Source organism: Streptomyces chattanoogensis (genome assembly GCF_001294335.1).
Taxonomy (GTDB): domain Bacteria; phylum Actinomycetota; class Actinomycetes; order Streptomycetales; family Streptomycetaceae; genus Streptomyces; species Streptomyces chattanoogensis.
The window spans coordinates 1-15,443 of the sequence record NZ_LGKG01000112.1 but is presented as its reverse complement, the minus strand read 5'-3'; the positions used below and the strand labels follow the sequence as shown (position 1 = coordinate 15,443).

The 15,443-nt window shown below is 70.9% G+C and carries 13 protein-coding genes and 1 pseudogene; 4 read left to right on the top strand and 10 right to left on the bottom strand.

Features of this window, described 5'->3' with window-relative positions:
* Positions 1 to 199: 199 nt before the first annotated feature.
* Complete coding sequence (locus ADL29_RS12920; RefSeq protein WP_053923814.1) at positions 200 to 1,741, top strand: AMP-binding protein; 1,542 nt, start codon at positions 200 to 202, stop codon at positions 1,739 to 1,741.
* 492 nt (positions 1,742 to 2,233) lie between these two features.
* On the opposite strand, the gene ADL29_RS12915 is transcribed toward ADL29_RS12920, so the two are convergent.
* The 4 genes from ADL29_RS12915 to ADL29_RS12900 all read right to left on the bottom strand — a co-directional run bounded on the left by ADL29_RS12915 (position 2,234) and on the right by ADL29_RS12900 (position 6,244).
* On the bottom strand, positions 2,234 to 3,082 hold the full coding sequence (locus ADL29_RS12915; protein WP_053923813.1) for a hypothetical protein: 849 nt from the start codon (positions 3,080 to 3,082) through the stop codon (positions 2,234 to 2,236).
* 265 nt (positions 3,083 to 3,347) lie between these two features.
* Complete coding sequence (locus ADL29_RS12910) at positions 3,348 to 4,577, bottom strand: DUF418 domain-containing protein (RefSeq protein ID WP_107094957.1); 1,230 nt, start codon at positions 4,575 to 4,577, stop codon at positions 3,348 to 3,350.
* Positions 4,578 to 4,745: 168 nt separating this feature from the next.
* Positions 4,746 to 5,078, bottom strand: a complete 333-nt coding sequence (locus ADL29_RS12905; protein ID WP_046925343.1) for an MmcQ/YjbR family DNA-binding protein — start codon at positions 5,076 to 5,078, stop codon at positions 4,746 to 4,748.
* Positions 5,079 to 5,101: 23 nt separating this feature from the next.
* Positions 5,102 to 6,244 carry an FAD-dependent oxidoreductase gene (locus tag ADL29_RS12900; protein WP_053923812.1) on the bottom strand — a complete coding sequence of 381 codons (1,143 nt, stop codon included), beginning with the start codon at positions 6,242 to 6,244 and terminating at the stop codon, positions 5,102 to 5,104.
* Positions 6,245 to 6,412: 168 nt separating this feature from the next.
* On the opposite strand from ADL29_RS12900, the gene ADL29_RS12895 reads away from it, so the two are divergent.
* On the top strand, positions 6,413 to 7,159 hold the full coding sequence (locus tag ADL29_RS12895; protein ID WP_053923811.1) for a TetR/AcrR family transcriptional regulator: 747 nt from the start codon (positions 6,413 to 6,415) through the stop codon (positions 7,157 to 7,159).
* A 178-nt stretch (positions 7,160 to 7,337) separates the two neighbouring features.
* Positions 7,338 to 9,047 (top strand): AMP-binding protein, encoded by a 1,710-nt coding sequence (locus ADL29_RS12890; protein ID WP_078970950.1) that lies wholly within the window; start codon positions 7,338 to 7,340, stop codon positions 9,045 to 9,047.
* On the opposite strand, the gene ADL29_RS44530 is transcribed toward ADL29_RS12890, so the two are convergent.
* Positions 8,980 to 10,647, bottom strand: coding sequence for an NUDIX hydrolase (locus ADL29_RS44530; protein ID WP_107094956.1), 1,668 nt, complete (start codon positions 10,645 to 10,647; stop codon positions 8,980 to 8,982). The two genes, ADL29_RS12890 and ADL29_RS44530, sit on opposite strands and share 68 nt — an antisense overlap.
* A 213-nt stretch (positions 10,648 to 10,860) precedes the next feature.
* Between ADL29_RS44530 and ADL29_RS12880 the strand changes: the two genes are divergently transcribed.
* The gene (locus tag ADL29_RS12880) at positions 10,861 to 11,496 is read left to right on the top strand and encodes a hypothetical protein (RefSeq protein WP_245689365.1); all 636 of its coding nucleotides are present in this window, start codon (positions 10,861 to 10,863) and stop codon (positions 11,494 to 11,496) included.
* Positions 11,497 to 11,559: 63 nt separating this feature from the next.
* On the opposite strand, the gene ADL29_RS12875 is transcribed toward ADL29_RS12880, so the two are convergent.
* The 5 genes and pseudogenes from ADL29_RS12875 to ADL29_RS45175 all read right to left on the bottom strand — a co-directional run.
* A complete protein-coding gene (locus tag ADL29_RS12875; protein WP_046925339.1) occupies positions 11,560 to 11,940 on the bottom strand; it encodes an MmcQ/YjbR family DNA-binding protein in 381 nt (126 codons plus the stop codon).
* Positions 11,937 to 12,488 carry a GNAT family N-acetyltransferase gene (locus tag ADL29_RS12870; RefSeq protein ID WP_053923809.1) on the bottom strand — a complete coding sequence of 184 codons (552 nt, stop codon included), beginning with the start codon at positions 12,486 to 12,488 and terminating at the stop codon, positions 11,937 to 11,939. The genes ADL29_RS12875 and ADL29_RS12870 overlap by 4 nt, the downstream gene beginning before the upstream one ends.
* A 4-nt stretch (positions 12,489 to 12,492) precedes the next feature.
* Positions 12,493 to 13,227 (bottom strand): hypothetical protein, encoded by a 735-nt coding sequence (locus ADL29_RS12865; protein ID WP_053923808.1) that lies wholly within the window; start codon positions 13,225 to 13,227, stop codon positions 12,493 to 12,495.
* Positions 13,228 to 13,683: 456 nt separating this feature from the next.
* Positions 13,684 to 15,141: a catalase gene (locus ADL29_RS12860; RefSeq protein WP_046925336.1), complete on the bottom strand. Its 1,458-nt coding sequence runs from the start codon at positions 15,139 to 15,141 to the stop codon at positions 13,684 to 13,686.
* A gap of 207 nt (positions 15,142 to 15,348) precedes the next feature.
* Positions 15,349 to 15,443 (bottom strand): annotated as a pseudogene (locus ADL29_RS45175) (2-hydroxy-3-oxopropionate reductase); the annotation flags it as partial.

The following is a 15,443-nucleotide window of genomic DNA, read 5'->3' as shown; positions in this document are numbered from 1 at the left end:
GTGCCCCCGCCCGTCCGGTGCCCCGCGCGACGCGCCGTAGTGACGGCCCACGTGCGCAACCACGGCCCCACGCCCCGCAACCACCGCCCGCGCCCCGCCGACACGAAAGCCCCGGTTCACCCGCCGGCGTCATCGGCAAGTGTCAGACTCCCCATTTCAGACGAGGTTGCTCTGGAGAGCGGCTGGACAGAGGAGTGAGATGCGGACACCGATGACGATTGCGGACTTCCTCGACCGGGCCGAGCTGGGTTTCGGCGCCAGTCCGGGGTTGGTGGACGAGCCGCATCAGCCCGGCCCGCCGGTGCCCGAGTCGACGTACGGACGGTTCGGCGAGCGGGTTCGTGCCTGGCAGGCGGGTTTTGACGCGCTCGGCGTCGGGGAGGGGGAGCGGGTGGCGGTGGTCAGCCACAACTCCGCGCGGCTGCTGGAGCTGCTGTTCGCGGTGCCGATGAGCGGCCGGATCTGTGTACCGGTGAACTTCCGTCTCAAGCCCGAAGAGGTCGAGTACCTGGTGCGGCAGAGCGGGTCCTCGGTTCTGCTCGTCGACCCGGAGCTGGACGGTGCGCTCTCCGGCGTCAAGGCGCGGCACCGGTTCGTGCTCGGCGAGCAGACCGAAACCGAGCTGATGCGGTTCGGCGTCGAGCCGCGCCCGTGGTCGCACCCGGACGAGGACGCCACCGCGACGATCAACTACACGTCGGGTACCACCGCCCGGCCCAAGGGCGTGCAGCTGACCCACCGCAACATCTGGGTCGACGCGCTGACCTTCGGTCTGCACACCCGCGTATGGGAGCGCGACGTCTACCTGCACACCCTGCCGATGTTCCACTGCAACGGCTGGGGAATGCCGTATGTGATGGCCGGACTCGGCGTCAAACAGGTGGTGCTGCGCAAGGTCGACGGCGCGGAGATCCTGCGGCGGGTCGATGAGCACGGCGTCACGCTCATGTGCGGTGCGCCGGCTGTCTGGAACGCGGTGCTCGACGCGGCGGCCACCTGGGAGGGCGAGATCCCCGGGCGCGACCGCGTACGGATCGTCTGCGCCGGTGCCCCGCCGCCGAGCAGGATGATCCGGCGGATGGGGGAGGAACTGGGCTGGGAGTTCACGCAGATCTACGGCCTGACCGAGACGTCACCGCTCCTCACCTTCAACCGGAGCCGGCCCGGCGACGCGGAACTGCCCCCCGAGGAGCGGGCGCGCAAGCTGTCTCGCGCGGGTCTGCCCGCACTCGGCGTCAAGCTGCGGATCTCCGAGTCCGGCGAGGTCCTGGCCCGGTCGAACGTGGTGCTCGAGGGGTACTGGGACAAGCCGGAGGAGACGTCGGAGGCTCTGGAGGACGGCTGGTTCCACACCGGCGACGGCGGCACCCTCGATGACACCGACGGCCATCTGACGATCTCGGACCGGAAGAAGGACGTGATCATCACCGGCGGCGAGAACGTGTCGTCGATCGAGGTGGAGGACACGATCTTCAGTCACCCGGCGGTCGCCGAGGTCGCCGTCATCGGTGTGCCGCACGAGAAGTGGGGCGAGACGATCAAGGCCCTCGTGGTCCTCGCCGAGGGCGCGACGGCGGCGGAGTCCGACATCATCGCCCACTGCAAGCAGCGGATGGCCGGTTACAAGGCGCCCACATCCGTCGAGTTCCGCGATGCCATCCCCCGTACCGCCACCGGCAAAATCCAGAAGTTCAAGCTCCGTCAGCCGTATTGGTCGGGCCTGGAGCGGGGGGTCAACTGACCCGGTGAGGGGTGCTTGGGGGCTGATCCACTTCTTGTGGCCCGGTCACAGAGCGTCAGGGTGATCAGTCCCCGAGAAGTTGTGGTCGAGCCCGAGCCGTCTGGGCGATGACCTGGATCGGTATGCCCCTGCCGTACAGGTGGTGTACGGCGGTGTGGCGCTCGCGGCGCTGTATGGCGCGCAGTCCCTCCACCGGGCTGACACCCGTTGCGCCGTTGCGTCGGTGTCCGGCTCGGTGAGGGCGTCGGCCGTTGTCTCATCGGTGGGCTCGGCCAGGCACTTTCGGTGTTCGGTGAGATCGTGCCGCAGGCCGGGCAGGTCGCCTCCCGGGTCACCGTCCGCGCGGCGAAGGCCAGCGCGGTATCCTCCGCCACGACCTCCTCGGCCACCACAGATGCCAGATGGCCGAAGGCCGTCGAGAACACGCTGCACTCACTCGAACGACCATCCTTCCACCTGCCTGTGGCAGCCCGTCACAGGGCCGCAAGAAGGTCAGCCTCCGACGTCCTTCCCCTCAACCGTCTGCTTGATCCGATCGACCTGAAGCCTCGCGAAATCGTCGTAGGGCTCGCCTTCGGGAAGGCCCTTACTCGCCACCCGGACCAGGGTCCCGCCGAGGCGCATAAAGATCTCGGTGTTCCGCCCGGTGAACGCCTCGGTCTCGTCCGTGTCCGCCGAGACTTTCAGCGGTTTCGCCCCGGCGCCGGCACTACGGTGCTCCTTTGCCGCCAGGCCCTTCATGGCGGCCTTCGCGTCGTTCGGCGTCCGGAAGGCATAGAGGGTGAAGACGACCTGCCCGTCACCCCCCTGCGTGATGTGCGACGAGCCCAGGGCTACGAAGCCACCGCACTTCGTCCCCGTGTCGGCCTGACAGGTCTTGAGGGACACGACCGGTTCGTCCATGTCGACGCCGAATCCCTCCCAGCCTTGAGGAGCGCTCTCCGTGTCCACCAAGGCCCTGCGCACCTGGTCCGACGTGAGCACGACGGGCGCCTTCGACTGTTCGCCGCCGGCTTTGGCCCCCGCCCCGGCACCGCTACCGGTGCTCCCACCGCTACCGTTGCTCCCACTGCCGGCGCCGCTGTTGCCTCCGCACGCCGTGAGCGCCGCCGCCAGCGCGGCTCCCACCGCGATCCCCCGTGCCACTCTGAACACCGTCAACCCCTTCGCTGACCAGATCATTTGGCATGCACCCAACCGCATGGACATGTCGACTGCCAAATCCTCCGACGGGGGGCGAGCGTGACCGGGGCCTCGGGGGTGGCTCTCTTCCGGATCATCCTCCACCACGACCTCCTCGACCACCACAGATGCCAGATGGCCGAAGACCGTCGAGAACACGCTGCACTCGCTCGAACGACCATCCTTCACCCGCCCGGATGCGTGACGGCCGGCAGGCTTGATCTTCGCGCCCCGCGCATCAGGCCCCGCTGGGGCGCTTCTACGGCATCGACGGGCGCAGCCTGTTTGGTCACCGCTCGGGCAGCGGCGGCCCGGTCGTGGTCTTCCTGCCCGGTGCCGGCTTGATCGGCCTGGATCACCCGGTCCGGCTGGTCCGGCTGGTCCGGCTGACCCGCCGGGGCGGTCCGACGGTGAGCTGCCCCGCTCAGCGCCGTAGCAGCCGCTTCTGCACCGATTCCAGCGGCCCGTGCGCAAACCGCCGCAGCCACAGGCTCGCCCCCGTCACCAGCACCAGGCAGATCACCGCCCACAGACCGATGGGCCACCAGGGGCCGTTGTCCGCCCAGCGGGATGCCAGGCCGAGGCCGATGCCGTAGCAGGCCAGCATGGCGAGCACGTTCTGCAGTACGTAGCAGGACAGGGCCGTACGGCCGACGGAGGCCAGGGCGGAGGTCACGGCGGACGCCGACGGACCGGGGTGGCGGAGGCGGTCCATCGCCATGCCGATGAGGCCGAGGTAGCCGATCGCCAGGACCGGCGCCGCCCCGTACCGGTCCAGGAAGAAGAAGTCCGGACCGCCCAGCAGGGCAAGGAAGTTGAGGGGAAGACCGAGCCCCAGGCCCCACCCGGCCAGCCGGCGCCGGATGCGCCGCCCTGCCGCATCGTTCTGAAAGGCCCCGGCCCGGAAGAGCCGTACGCCGAGGAGGAACATGAACACCAACAGCCCGAAGGAGAAGACCGGTTCCGCGCGCAGCACCACGGCGTGCGACAGCCGGAAGGCGACCTGCTCCCCGTAACCCCCCTCGGCGTACAGCGCCACGGCATCGGCGTCGGGGGCGCCCCCGGCCCCGCCCCCGGTCCCGCCGCCCGAGGCGACCAGCAGGGCGGCCGTGAGCAGCGTCATCGCCGCCACGTGGAGGCCGCCCATGACGATCCATGTCACGCGCTGGGCCCGCGCGGAACGGGTGAGCAGCCAGGCCACCAGCAATGCGACCACCGCGTACCCCATCAGCACGTCCCAGGCGAAGACGAGGACGAAGTGCACGGTCCCCTCGGCGAAGAGGAACAGCGCCCGCCACTTGTACCGGCCCGGCCACGGCAGCCCGCGCCGGGCGGCCGACCGGAACTGGATGGCCAGCCCGACTCCGAAGAGAAGCGTCAGCATCGACAGGAACTTGCCGTTCGCGAGGAACCGGAAGGCCGTCTCCGTCGCTCCGGCCAGGGATGACGAGCCGCCTCCCGCCGACGTTGCGGCGTTCCCGCCGAGGACGCCCCACTCGGCGCCCGGTCCGGCGAAGATCCAGACGTTGCTCATCAACGTCCCGAGAATCGCCACCCCGCGCAGCACGTCCAGCAGCGGCAAGCGCGCCCGCACCCCGTCGTCTGCGCCCTCGACGGCTCCCTCCGCCGCCCGTATCCCCACTTGCCCGGCCACCCCGACTCCCGCCCGTGATCCTCGCTTTCCCCCATGCTCGGGGCGCTCAGGGCCGGATTCCTCGTCCCCGGCGACGAATGCCCGCTACATCCTTCGATGCAGTACGGACGCACCGGGTGAGACGTTCGAGGTGTGCCTGCGGGGTTACGCCCCGGTCGTCAGGCGTCGTCAGGCGTCGTCCACGAGGCGCGGCGGGGCTGCCTGCCTCCAGGAGTCCACGACGATGTCCCGCAGTTCGTCGATGTCCTCCAGCGCGGCAAGCCGTACCCGCACCCAGTGGGAGCCGGCTTCGTGCGGCGGTACCCAGAACTTCTGCGGTTCCGCCGCGATCAGCTCCCCTCGCTCGTGGATGGGGCATCGCACGGCGAACGACGTCTCATCGTCGGGAAGCGTGAGGAACATCTTCCCGGCGACCCGGAACGTGGGCATCTCCCAGGCTTCCTTCTCCACCGTCTCCGGGAGGGAGAGGGCGATCCGGCGGACGTCATCGGAATCGGTCATGGGCACACGGTACGACGTCGGTCTTACGCCGACACGCCCTGGAAGAATCCCAGCACGGCCTGTGCGCCGCGCGGGGACGTGAAGAGTTCCAGGATGCGGGCGGACTGCTCCGCCGCCGCGGCACCGCGCTCGAACATCGCGCTCTCGTAGGCGCGGAGGGCGGCGGCCGCGTCGTCGGGGTGCGCGGCGAGCGCGAGGGCGAGTTCGGCGCCGTCGACCATGGCCACGTTGGCGCCCTGTCCGGCGGGCGGCATCAGATGGGCGGCGTCGCCGAGGAGCGTGACGCCGGGGGTGGCGGGCCAGGTCAGGCCGACGGGCAGCGTGGTGATCGGGCGGGGCACGAAGGTGTCGTCGCATGCCTGGATGAGGGCGGTGAACTGGGGAGCCCAGTCGGCGAACAGGTCCGTCAGCGCCGTACGGGCCCGAGCGGGGTCCTCGAACGGGATGCCGCAGGTGCTGAGCCAGTCCTCCGGCGTGTGGTGGAACGACAGGTAGATGCGCACCCGGCCGTCGCCGTTGCGCTGGGCCGACAGGGACCGGTCCGGACCGTAGGCCCAGTAGTTGCCGCGTCCGACCATGGCGGCGAGGTCGGGATGGGTGCGGTCGATGTCGGGGATCCCGCATTCGACGAGGTTGTTGCCGATGTGGTGGGGCCGGGCGTCGGTCAGCAGCGGACGGACCCGGGAGCGGGCGCCGTCCGCGCCGACGAGCAGATCGCAGTCGGCGGTGGTGCCGTCGGCGAAGTGCAGCCGGTGTCCGCCCTCGGGCAGGGCGACGGCGGTCCGGAATGCCTTCCCCCATACGACGGTTCCCTCGGGGAGGGAGTCGAGGAGGACCTCGCGCAGGTCGGCGCGGTCGACCTCGGGGCGGTCCAGCGGGGCGTCGTCGGGGGTGTCCTCCTGGAGCAGCACGGTGCCGGTGTGGTCGAGCAGGCGCATGTCCTGGCCCTCGGGGCGCGCTATGGCAATGAATTCGGCCTCCAGGCCGGCCGCCTGCAGGGCGCGCTGACCGCCGTCCGTATGCAGGTCGAGCATGCCGCCCTGGGGGCGTGCGGTGCGGGAGCTCTCGCGTTCGTAGACGACGGCGTCGATGCCGTGGACGTGCAGGACGCGGGCGAGGGTCAGGCCGCCGGGGCCGGCTCCGACGATGGCGATGCGAGGGGTCATGAGACTCCGCCTTCTCTTGGGCAAGTCGGATACGAGTCCGACACGGGTCCGATACGGTGTATCTATCAATACACTGTATCGGCATCGCGTGTCGCGGCGTATTCTTTTCTCCGACGTCACAGAACGGCTCACGGAACGACGTCGCAGAACGGTGAAAGACGAGGCGCGATGACGGCGGGACGACCAGACGACGGCACCGGAGAGCCCACCCCTCTCATCTGGGAACGGCCCGAGCCGCCCCGCCGGCCGGCCCCCAGCCCCCTCAGCAGGGACCGCATCGTCCACGCCGCGGTCGAACTCGCCGACGCCGACGGGCTCGAGGCCGTATCGCTGCGCAAGGTCGCCGCCGCGCTGGACGCGGGACCGATGCGGCTGTACCGCTATCTGTCCACCAAGGAGGAGCTGCTCGACCTCATGGTGGACGCCGTCTATAGCGAGATCCCCGCGCCCGATCCGGCCGGCGGTGACTGGCGCGACGCCCTGCGCTCCTTCGCCCGCGACACCCGGCGGGCCGCCCTCCGGCACGAGTGGTTCGCCGATCTGCTCGGCGGGCGGCCGCACTTGGGCCCCCATGCGCTGGCCCACCTCGAAGCGGCGCTGGCCACGGTGCACGGCGCGCCCGGCTTTGATGACATCGACGCGGTGCTGCCGGCCGTCTACTCGGTGCAGGCGTATCTCATCGGGGCGATCCGCCAGGAGATCGCCGAACTGCGCGCCGAACGCACCACCGGCATGAACGAGCGCCAGTGGCAGGCCGCCACCGGCCCCTACCTCGAACGGATGCTGGCCACGGGCCGTTACCCCACCCTCGCCAAGGCCGTCCGGGACGCCACCCACCCCGACCCGGACACCGCCTTCGACGCCGGTCTCGACCACGTGCTGAACGGAATCGCCGCCTGCAACCCGGAGAAGTGACCCCGGCCCGGGCCATGCTGTACGCCCTGCCGGTCGCCCAAATCCCCTGGACGGACCGGCTGTCCGGAACCCTCGGTACCGCCCGCCGGGCGCAAGGGTAGGCGCGCCAGAGGCCGTCAGGGCACGCTGGGTGCCAGTGTGTGGACGGTGGCGCCGAGTACCGTGAGGAGAACCCCCGATGAGCAGCAGCCGGCAGAAGACCGCAGCGAAGAAGGACGACGCAGAGGAGCAGGACGGACTCTCGCAGGACGGACTCTCGGAGGACGGACTCTCGTACGCGAGCGGGACCGCCGAACGGCCCCTGCTCGGCCATACCATCGGCGAGGATCTCGTCCGCGCCATCGCCCGCTTCGGCGAACGTGAGGCGCTCGTCGAGGTGGCGACCGGCCGCCGCTGGACCTACCGGGAACTGGGCCGCGCGGTCGACGAGGTGGCCCTCGGACTGCTCGGCAAGGGCGTCGGCAAGGGCGACCGGGTCGGCATCTGGTCGCCCAACTGCGCCGAATGGGTACTCGTCCAGTACGCCACCGCCAAGATCGGCGCCATCCTCGTCAACGTCAACCCGGCATACCGTGTCCATGAGCTGGCGTACGTCCTGCGCCAGGCGGGCATCGGCGTCCTGGTCTCCGCGATCGAGCACAGGACCAGCGACTACCGCCGGATGGCCGAGCAGGTACGGGCCGACTGCCCCGCGCTGCGCGACGTCGTCTACATCGGCGACCCGACGTCATGGGGCGGACTGCTGGCCGGCGGCGCCGGCGTCCCGCACACCCGCCTCGCCGACTGCGCGCAGCACCTGACCGCCGACGACCCGGTCAACATCCAGTACACCTCCGGCACCACCGGCTTCCCCAAGGGCGCCACTCTCTCCCACCACAACATCCTCAACAACGGCTTCTGGGTGGGCGAGACGATCGGCTACACCGAGCACGACCGGGTGTGCCTGCCGGTGCCCTTCTACCATTGCTTCGGCATGGTGATGGGCAACCTGGGCGCCACCTCGCACGGCGCCTGCATCGTCATCCCGGCCCCCGCCTTCGACGCCGCCGCCACGCTCCAGGCAGTGCAGGACGAACGCTGCACCTCCCTCTACGGCGTCCCCACCATGTTCATCGCCGAACTCCATCACCCCGACTTCGCCTCGTACGACCTCTCCTCGCTCCGTACCGGCATCATGGCGGGCTCGCCGTGCCCGGAGGAGGTGATGAAGCGGGTGGTCTCCGAGATGCATATGGCCGAGGTGTCCATCTGTTACGGCATGACCGAGACGTCGCCGGTCTCCACCCAGACGCGCCGCGACGACGACCTGGAACACCGCACCGCAACCGTCGGCCGGGTGCTGCCGCATATCGAGGTCAAGGTCGTCGACCCGGTGAGCGGGGTGACCGTACCGCGCGGCACCCCGGGCGAACTGTGCACCCGCGGCTACAGCGTGATGCTCGGCTACTGGGAGGACGCGGAACGCACCGCCGAGGTCATCGACGCCGCTCGCTGGATGCACACCGGCGATCTGGCGGTGATGAACGACGACGGGTACGTACGGATCGTCGGCCGCATCAAGGACATGATCATCCGCGGCGGTGAGAACGTCTACCCGCGCGAGATCGAGGAGTTCCTCCACTCCCATCCCAAGATCGCCGACGTCCAGGTCGTCGGCGTCCCGGACGAGAAGTACGGCGAGGAGATCGCGGCCTGTGTCATCCTCCGCGATCCCGGAGCACCGCTCACCCGCGACGAGTTGGACCGGTACTGCCGCTCCCGGCTCGCGCACTACAAGGTGCCGCGCTACCTCGAGATCGTGGACGAGTTCCCGATGACGGTCAGCGGGAAGGTCCGGAAGGTGGAGCTGCGGGAGCGGCTGGCGAAGGAGCTGGGGGCGGTGCGGTAGCCGGGCGGCAGAGGGCTGCGGGTGCGCCGTTGGCGGGGATGTCCTCGTCCAGGAGCCCCACCCAGGCCGGCCGCCACCGGGGCGCGCGGGAGGCCATCTCGCGCGCCAGGGTCTCCGGCCGGGCCTCGTGGGTGCCGTAGCGGGCACCCCACCAGCCAGGCAGGTGGTCGTGGGCGCGGTCGACGGTGACCTCGTCGGCCGTGATCTGCACCCGTACGTACATCCAGCGGCCGGACGAGGCGTCCGCGTCGGCCTGCCGCAGCTCACCCAGCAGCGCGGACACCTCGGCGCCGAGCCGTCTGCCCTGCTCGTCGTGGAAACCGTCGGCGCCGTACGGGTTGGCGCTGTCGGCGCCGTCGGAAAAGGCCGCGGTGAGGAGGCAACCGCCGTCCGGCTGGGGGTGGTTGGCGCGCAGCCAGGCCACCAGGCGTGCCAGGGCGGGGCTCTCGGCGGGCGCTGTGCGGGGCAGTTCGACGGTCGCGCGCATCGCTACCGCGATCACCGCCGCGTACTGTTCCGGCAGGTCGCACGGCACCCGCCGGCCGGCGGGCTCCCCGCGGCCGGCCGGCAGCTGCGGCCGGGGCACGGTACGCGCGGCGGCCGCCTGACCCTCCGCCGTCCCCCTGCGCCGCATCTCCTCCGCGTCGGCGCCGTCCTCCGCCAGCGCAGCGAGGACCGTCCGCACCTCGGAGTCGTCGGCCGGGACGATCGCGGTCAGCCCGTCCTCGCGCAGCTCGTCGGGATAGGGGGCACGGCCCCAGGCACCGTCCGCCCACCAGTAGACGAAGCCGAGCACCTCGTTGCGGATCAGCGTGATCAGCCATTCCCACGGGAGCCAGTCCGGTCCGCCGGCCAGCAGATCGACCGGCGGCGTCAGCCCGATGCCCTCGCTGTAGTCGTTGTCGATCCCGTGGAGCACCGCCCGTCCGCCCTCGACCCAGGTCAGCGACCAGTAGCCGTTGCCGATGTCCTCGGAGTGCAGGCCGGCCTCGTCCACCCGGTAGGTGTGGACGGGCAGCGGACCCTCGGCGGCCCAGGCGGCGAGGGCGGCACCGTGGGACCACAGCACTTCGGGAGGCGGCGGCGCCGCGTTCGGTACGTACCCCAGGTCCACCGGGGCCGGGCCGCCGCCCTCCGCCACCGCCGAGAGGAGGGCGGGGAGCTGGGGCGGCCAGAGGGGTTCGGTGGCGGCGGCCAGTTCGGCCGGGGTCCACCAGCGGCCGTCGAGGATCCTGTCGTCGGCATGCGCGCCGGCCACACCGTCGGCCACCTCGCGGCGCGGGCCCTGGGCGAGGTAGATGTGCTCGTGCTGGCGTACGGGCACGAGGGGGGTCCCCCCTGCTCGAGCGCCGCCGAGAGCTTGGGGGAGGGTGAAGTCGTGTTCCCAGGTGCAGAGCAAGGGGCCCGGCTCCAGGTCGGTCCAGCCGGTTTCCTCGCGCAGCTCCCGCAGCGCGCCCTCGCGCGGCGTCTCGCCGGGGGCCAGGCCTCCGCCGGGCAGTGCCCAGTGGACGCCGACCTCCTCGTTGTCGTAACGGAAGAGAAAGATTGCGCCGTCGGGATCGAGCACGGCAACGCGGGCCGCCTGGCGGGCTATACGCATGCGCACACCCTAATCGGGTCGCTGAGCTGGCTTGTTTCGTTCGTACGAGATCCGTACGGGAGGCGTGTCCCCTTAGGGTGCGGTCGGCGCGATCATGACAGGATCCGGCCACGGGCAGGCCTCATCGCGCCAATGCCCCCACCCACCTCTCACCCTCCGAAGAAACGGAACTCCATGACACCTATTGCTCGTTGGGCAACCACAGCGGCTGCCGTGGTTGCTTCACTGGGGGCCTTCGCCGCCCCCGCCTCCGCCGTCGGTCCCGACCAGTACGGCGGCTACGACACCGAGGTGTACACCGCGGGCTGCCAGAGCGGGGCCGGCCATGTGGTGGACCGTCACAGGCCCGCGGACCACCTGGCCATCGACGCCGGCAACGCCGCCGCCTTCTACCGCTGCAAGCCGACCGCCGGCGGCGCCATGGAGCAGCAGGAGCGCGTGCACTGCGCCCCCGGCGCCTCCTTCGACTGGACGCGCGGTCTGTGCGGCCCGGCGCGTACGGTGCCCGAGATGGGCACCAAGCTGACCGCGGGGCGCGCCGAGCTGTCCTCGCCGTCCGTGTCGGCCGCGAAGGTCACAGGGCTCAACGCCACCCTGGTCCGGGACCGTGACAACGGCCCCCAGGACGCCATCTGGAACGCGACCATCACCTTCAAGGACGGCGCGGGCAAGGTCCTGTGCGTGGCCAGGACGGACACCGCGGGCCGGGCGTCCTGTGACGCGGAGCGTCCGCAGTCCGCCGTCGGCGCGGTGCTGGGCGGCTACACCGCCGAGTACGCCGGCAACGGCAGTGTGAACGGCAAGTTCAACACGGTGGCCCCCGCCACCGCACGGGGTGCCGTGCTGTAGCCCCCGTCCTCGGCGCGCCGGTGCCGGGCCCTGCATCCCCCGGCGCGCCGAGGCAGGCGCCGGTCAGCGCCTGCTTTCCCCCGGCCAGTCCAGGAGGAGGCGCTGAGCGCGCGGCAGCGACGCCACGATCAGGTCGTAGGAGTCCTCGATCATGTCGAGCACCAGCCGGTCGGGGAGGTCGCCGTCCAGCGAAACGGTGTTCCAGTGCCGCTTGTTGAGGTGATAGCCGGGCACCACCTCCGGGTGCGCCGCACGCAGCCGCTCGGCCAGCTCCGGATCGCATTTGAGACTGACCGTGAGCGGGGCGGCCTCCAGCGTCGTCAGCGCGAAGATCTTGCCGCCGACCTTGAAGGTCGACACGTCCGGGTGCCGGGGGAACGGGAATTCCTCGGTGGCGCCGTTGAAGCCCAGGCAGACTGCGCGGAGCGCTTTCGCGTCGATCATCTCCCCATTGTCTCCGGTGGTCTCCGGGGCGTGGCGGGGCGCCGCATGCACACCCGCGGCCAGCGGTCCAGGCCATGCCGCGCCTCCGCGGCGCGGATGTCGCGCAGCCCGGGGGTGAGTTCGTCCTCGGCGAGGACCCGGAAGCCGAGCCGCTCGTAGTACGGCGCGTTCCACGGCACCTCGGCGAAGGTGGTCAGGGTCAGCGCCGCCGCCTGTGGCCAGTCCTTCTCGGCCCGGTCGATCAGGGCCCGGCCGATTCCGCGGCGGGCGTGGTCCGGATGTACGGAGACCTGCTCGATGTGCAGGCAGTTGTCGACCGGTTCCCACATCAGGTAGCCGACCGGCCGCTCCGGCGCACCGCCGTCTCCCCGCTCCCCGTATGCGGCCAGCAGCCGGCGCGCCGCTCGGTAGCGCGTCAGCTCCGCCGGCGACGGCGGTTCGTCATCCGCGATCGCCGCCATGCCGAGGGCGCGGAAGGGCTCCCCGGCGGCCCGCTCGATATCGCGCAGCAGGGGCAGTTCGGCTGCGTCCGGCAGGGAGATGTTCACCCGGTCACCGGCCCGTCGCGCCGTATTTGATCAGCTCGTCGGCGGGGTCGTTGACCGGCTGCGGGGTGCCGGTGAGGTCCATCACGAACAGCGGGAGGTGGAGTGCGTCGGCGCGGGCACGGGCGTCTCGGGCATAGCCGGCCAGCGAGAAGAAGACGGCGATGGCCGAGTCGTTGAGGCCGTTGAGCCAGACGCATTCGATCTCGCGAAGTCTGGTGGACCGGGTCGAAGGGTCCACCTGGGCCACCACCCCGGTACCCCGCAGGTCCACGCCCGCGGCGGCGCGTTCCTGGGTGCGGACGACGTCCGTGAAGCCCAGCCACTTCAGATACTGCGCGGCGGCGGTGACGCAGTCGCGGGCCGTGCGGATGGTGACGGGGCGGAACGCGGGCCGCAGCACGGCGGGGCGCGGGCCGGGCGCCGCCGGCTCCCGGGCTGCGGGCGGGCCGGAATCGGGCACGCCGGGCGGCGCGGCGGGCGCGGCAACCACCGGGATCCGGACGACCGTGCCGCAGACGCACCCGGACTCCGGCGCCGGCCACTGGTCCTGCCGCCCGCAGGCCTCGCACCGGACCTCTACCCAGGAGGCCTGCCAGGTGCGGTGGAGTATCTCGACGGGCACCCCGCCGCGCAGCACGGGCATGGTCAGCGGCGCGCCGCAGGCGCACGGGAAGGTCGGCGGGGTGAAGGCGTTCTCGCGGCGGCACGTAGGGCACCGCACCGGCACGCTGTCGGCCATATGAGCTCCTGGCACTTGCTGGGTACGGCAGCAGGACGGTGCTGCCGCTACGGCCCATCGTCCCTCCAAAACCGGGTGCCGGGGGCCGAAATACGCCGAGAGCCGCAGGCGGGGGCGGGATGTGCCCGGGAGCGGGGCACGCACGAAGGGCCCGGAATTCCGTGACCGTACGGAATTCCGGGCCCTCGTGGGTGGTTCCCGCCCGGTGATACGAGAGATGGGCGCGACGGGACATCGCACCACCGGACGGAGTCTGGGCCCACAGGACGAGCTGTGGGCCGGAGGCAGGAGGCGGGCTCCGCGGCGGGGGAGCGGCTCGCCCTTCCCTACGGGGCGAGCACTGCCACCGCACTGGATTCCCCCCGGCGCCGCGGAGCACCGCACTGCCTCTCCGTACCGGCCGACCACCCCTCAACGGGCCGGCCGGTACGGATGCGCAAGGAAACTGACCTCCCGTCAGTCCTCACGCAGCTCGCGGACCCGCGCCTCGACGCGCTTGCCGTAGTCCTGGTCGGCCGCGTGGAAGTGGGCGAGGTTCTTCTCGATCACATCGTCGCGGCTGACCTGGGAGAGACCGCCGGCGATGTTGTCCACCAGGCGCTTCTTCTCGTCCTCGGACATCAGGCGGTAGAGCTCACCGGCCTGGAAGAAGTCGTCGTCCTTGGTGTGCGCCGGGGCCTCGTGCGTGCCGGTGTAGCCGGAGATCGCCAGCGGGGCGGAGAGCGCCTCGTTCGTCTGCACCGGGCCGTCGTACGAGTTGGGCTCGTAGTTCTTGGCGTGGCGGCCGTAGGCGTTGGCGGCCATGTAGCCGTCCCGGCCGTAGTTGTCGGCCTTGGTCGCCTTGGGGGCGTTCACCGGCAGCTGGGTGTGGTTGACGCCCAGGCGGTAGCGGTGCGCGTCCGCGTAGGCGAACAGCCGGCCCTGGAGCATCTTGTCCGGGGACGGGCCGATGCCGGGCACGAAGTTGTTCGGCGAGAACGCGGACTGCTCGACCTCGGCGAAGACGTTGTCCGGGTTGCGGTCCAGGACCAGGCGGCCGACGCGCTGCAGCGGGTAGTCCGCGTGCGGCCAGACCTTGGTCAGGTCGAACGGGTTGAAGCGGTAGTTCGCCGCCTCGGCCGCCGGCATGATCTGCACATACAGGGTCCAGGAGGGGTAGACGCCCCGCTCGATGGACTGCAGCAGGTCGGTCTGGTGGCTGTTGGGGTCCTTGCCCGCCAGCTCGGCGCCCTGCTCGCTGCTCAGGCAGCGGATGCCCTGGTTGGTCTTGAAGTGGTACTTGACGAAGAAGGCCTCGCCCTCGGCGTTCGTCCACTGGTAGGTGTGCGAGCCGTAGCCGTTCATGTGGCGGTACGAGGCCGGGATGCCGCGGTCGCCCATGAGCCAGGTGATCTGGTGGGTGGCCTCGGGGGCGTACGCCCAGAAGTCCCAGACGTTGTCCGGCTCCTGCTTGCCCGTGAAGGGGTCGCGCTTCTGGGAGTGGATGAAGTCGGGGAACTTCAGCGGGTCCTTGATGAAGAACACCGGGGTGTTGTTGCCGACGAGGTCGTAGTTGCCCTCTTCGGTGTAGAACTTCAGGGCGAAGCCGCGCGGGTCACGGGCCGCGTCGGGGCCGCCCAGGTTGTCGGCGACGGTCGAGAAGCGCAGGAACGTCTCGGTGCGCTTGCCGACGGTGTTCAGGAAGTCGGCGCGGGTGTAGGCCGTGACGTCGTCGGTCACCTCGAAGTAGCCGTACGCGCCGGAGCCACGGGCGTGCACGACGCGCTCCGGGATGCGCTCGCGGTTGAACCGCGCGAGCTTCTCCAGCAGGTGCTGGTCCTGGAGGATGATCGGGCCGCCGACGCCGGCGGTGGCGGAGTTCTGGTTGTCGGCGACCGGGGCGCCGGACTCGGTCGTCAGCGTGGGCTTCGACATGGTGACCTTCCGTACGAGAGCGCGGAATTGCCTTCCGCATGTCGGAGCGTAGGAACTGCTCCGACCAAACGTCAACACTTTGTTGAAACAAAGCGGGGTGGGTTCCGGGCGACGACCGCGCCTGGGCGCGACAGGACAGGTGTCGGCGCGGCCGCCGCCCGGAAACTTGGGGTGCAGGACCTGAGAACGAGCGGTCCCGCTGCCGTCTCAGCCTTCGATGCTGTGGCCGGAGAGGCGCTCGACGCCGCGCAGGAGGGCGGAGTGGTCGAGGCTGCCGTCGCCCTGGGCGCGCAGGGAGGCGA

What these genes read in the sequence shown, in the direction of transcription:
- ADL29_RS12875 (WP_046925339.1), bottom strand. Translation starts at nt 11,940, where the DNA reads ATGATCGACGCGAAAGCGCTCCGCGCAGTCTGCCTGGGCTTCAACGGC.
- ADL29_RS12905 (WP_046925343.1), bottom strand. Translation starts at nt 5,078, where the DNA reads ATGACCGATTCCGATGACGTCCGCCGGATCGCCCTCTCCCTCCCGGAG.
- ADL29_RS12895 (WP_053923811.1), top strand. Translation starts at nt 6,413, where the DNA reads ATGACGGCGGGACGACCAGACGACGGCACCGGAGAGCCCACCCCTCTC.
- ADL29_RS12890 (WP_078970950.1), top strand. Translation starts at nt 7,338, where the DNA reads ATGAGCAGCAGCCGGCAGAAGACCGCAGCGAAGAAGGACGACGCAGAG.
- ADL29_RS12860 (WP_046925336.1), bottom strand. Translation starts at nt 15,141, where the DNA reads ATGTCGAAGCCCACGCTGACGACCGAGTCCGGCGCCCCGGTCGCCGAC.
- ADL29_RS44530 (WP_107094956.1), bottom strand. Translation starts at nt 10,647, where the DNA reads ATGCGTATAGCCCGCCAGGCGGCCCGCGTTGCCGTGCTCGATCCCGAC.
- ADL29_RS12920 (WP_053923814.1), top strand. Translation starts at nt 200, where the DNA reads ATGCGGACACCGATGACGATTGCGGACTTCCTCGACCGGGCCGAGCTG.
- ADL29_RS12900 (WP_053923812.1), bottom strand. Translation starts at nt 6,244, where the DNA reads ATGACCCCTCGCATCGCCATCGTCGGAGCCGGCCCCGGCGGCCTGACC.
- ADL29_RS12865 (WP_053923808.1), bottom strand. Translation starts at nt 13,227, where the DNA reads ATGGCCGACAGCGTGCCGGTGCGGTGCCCTACGTGCCGCCGCGAGAAC.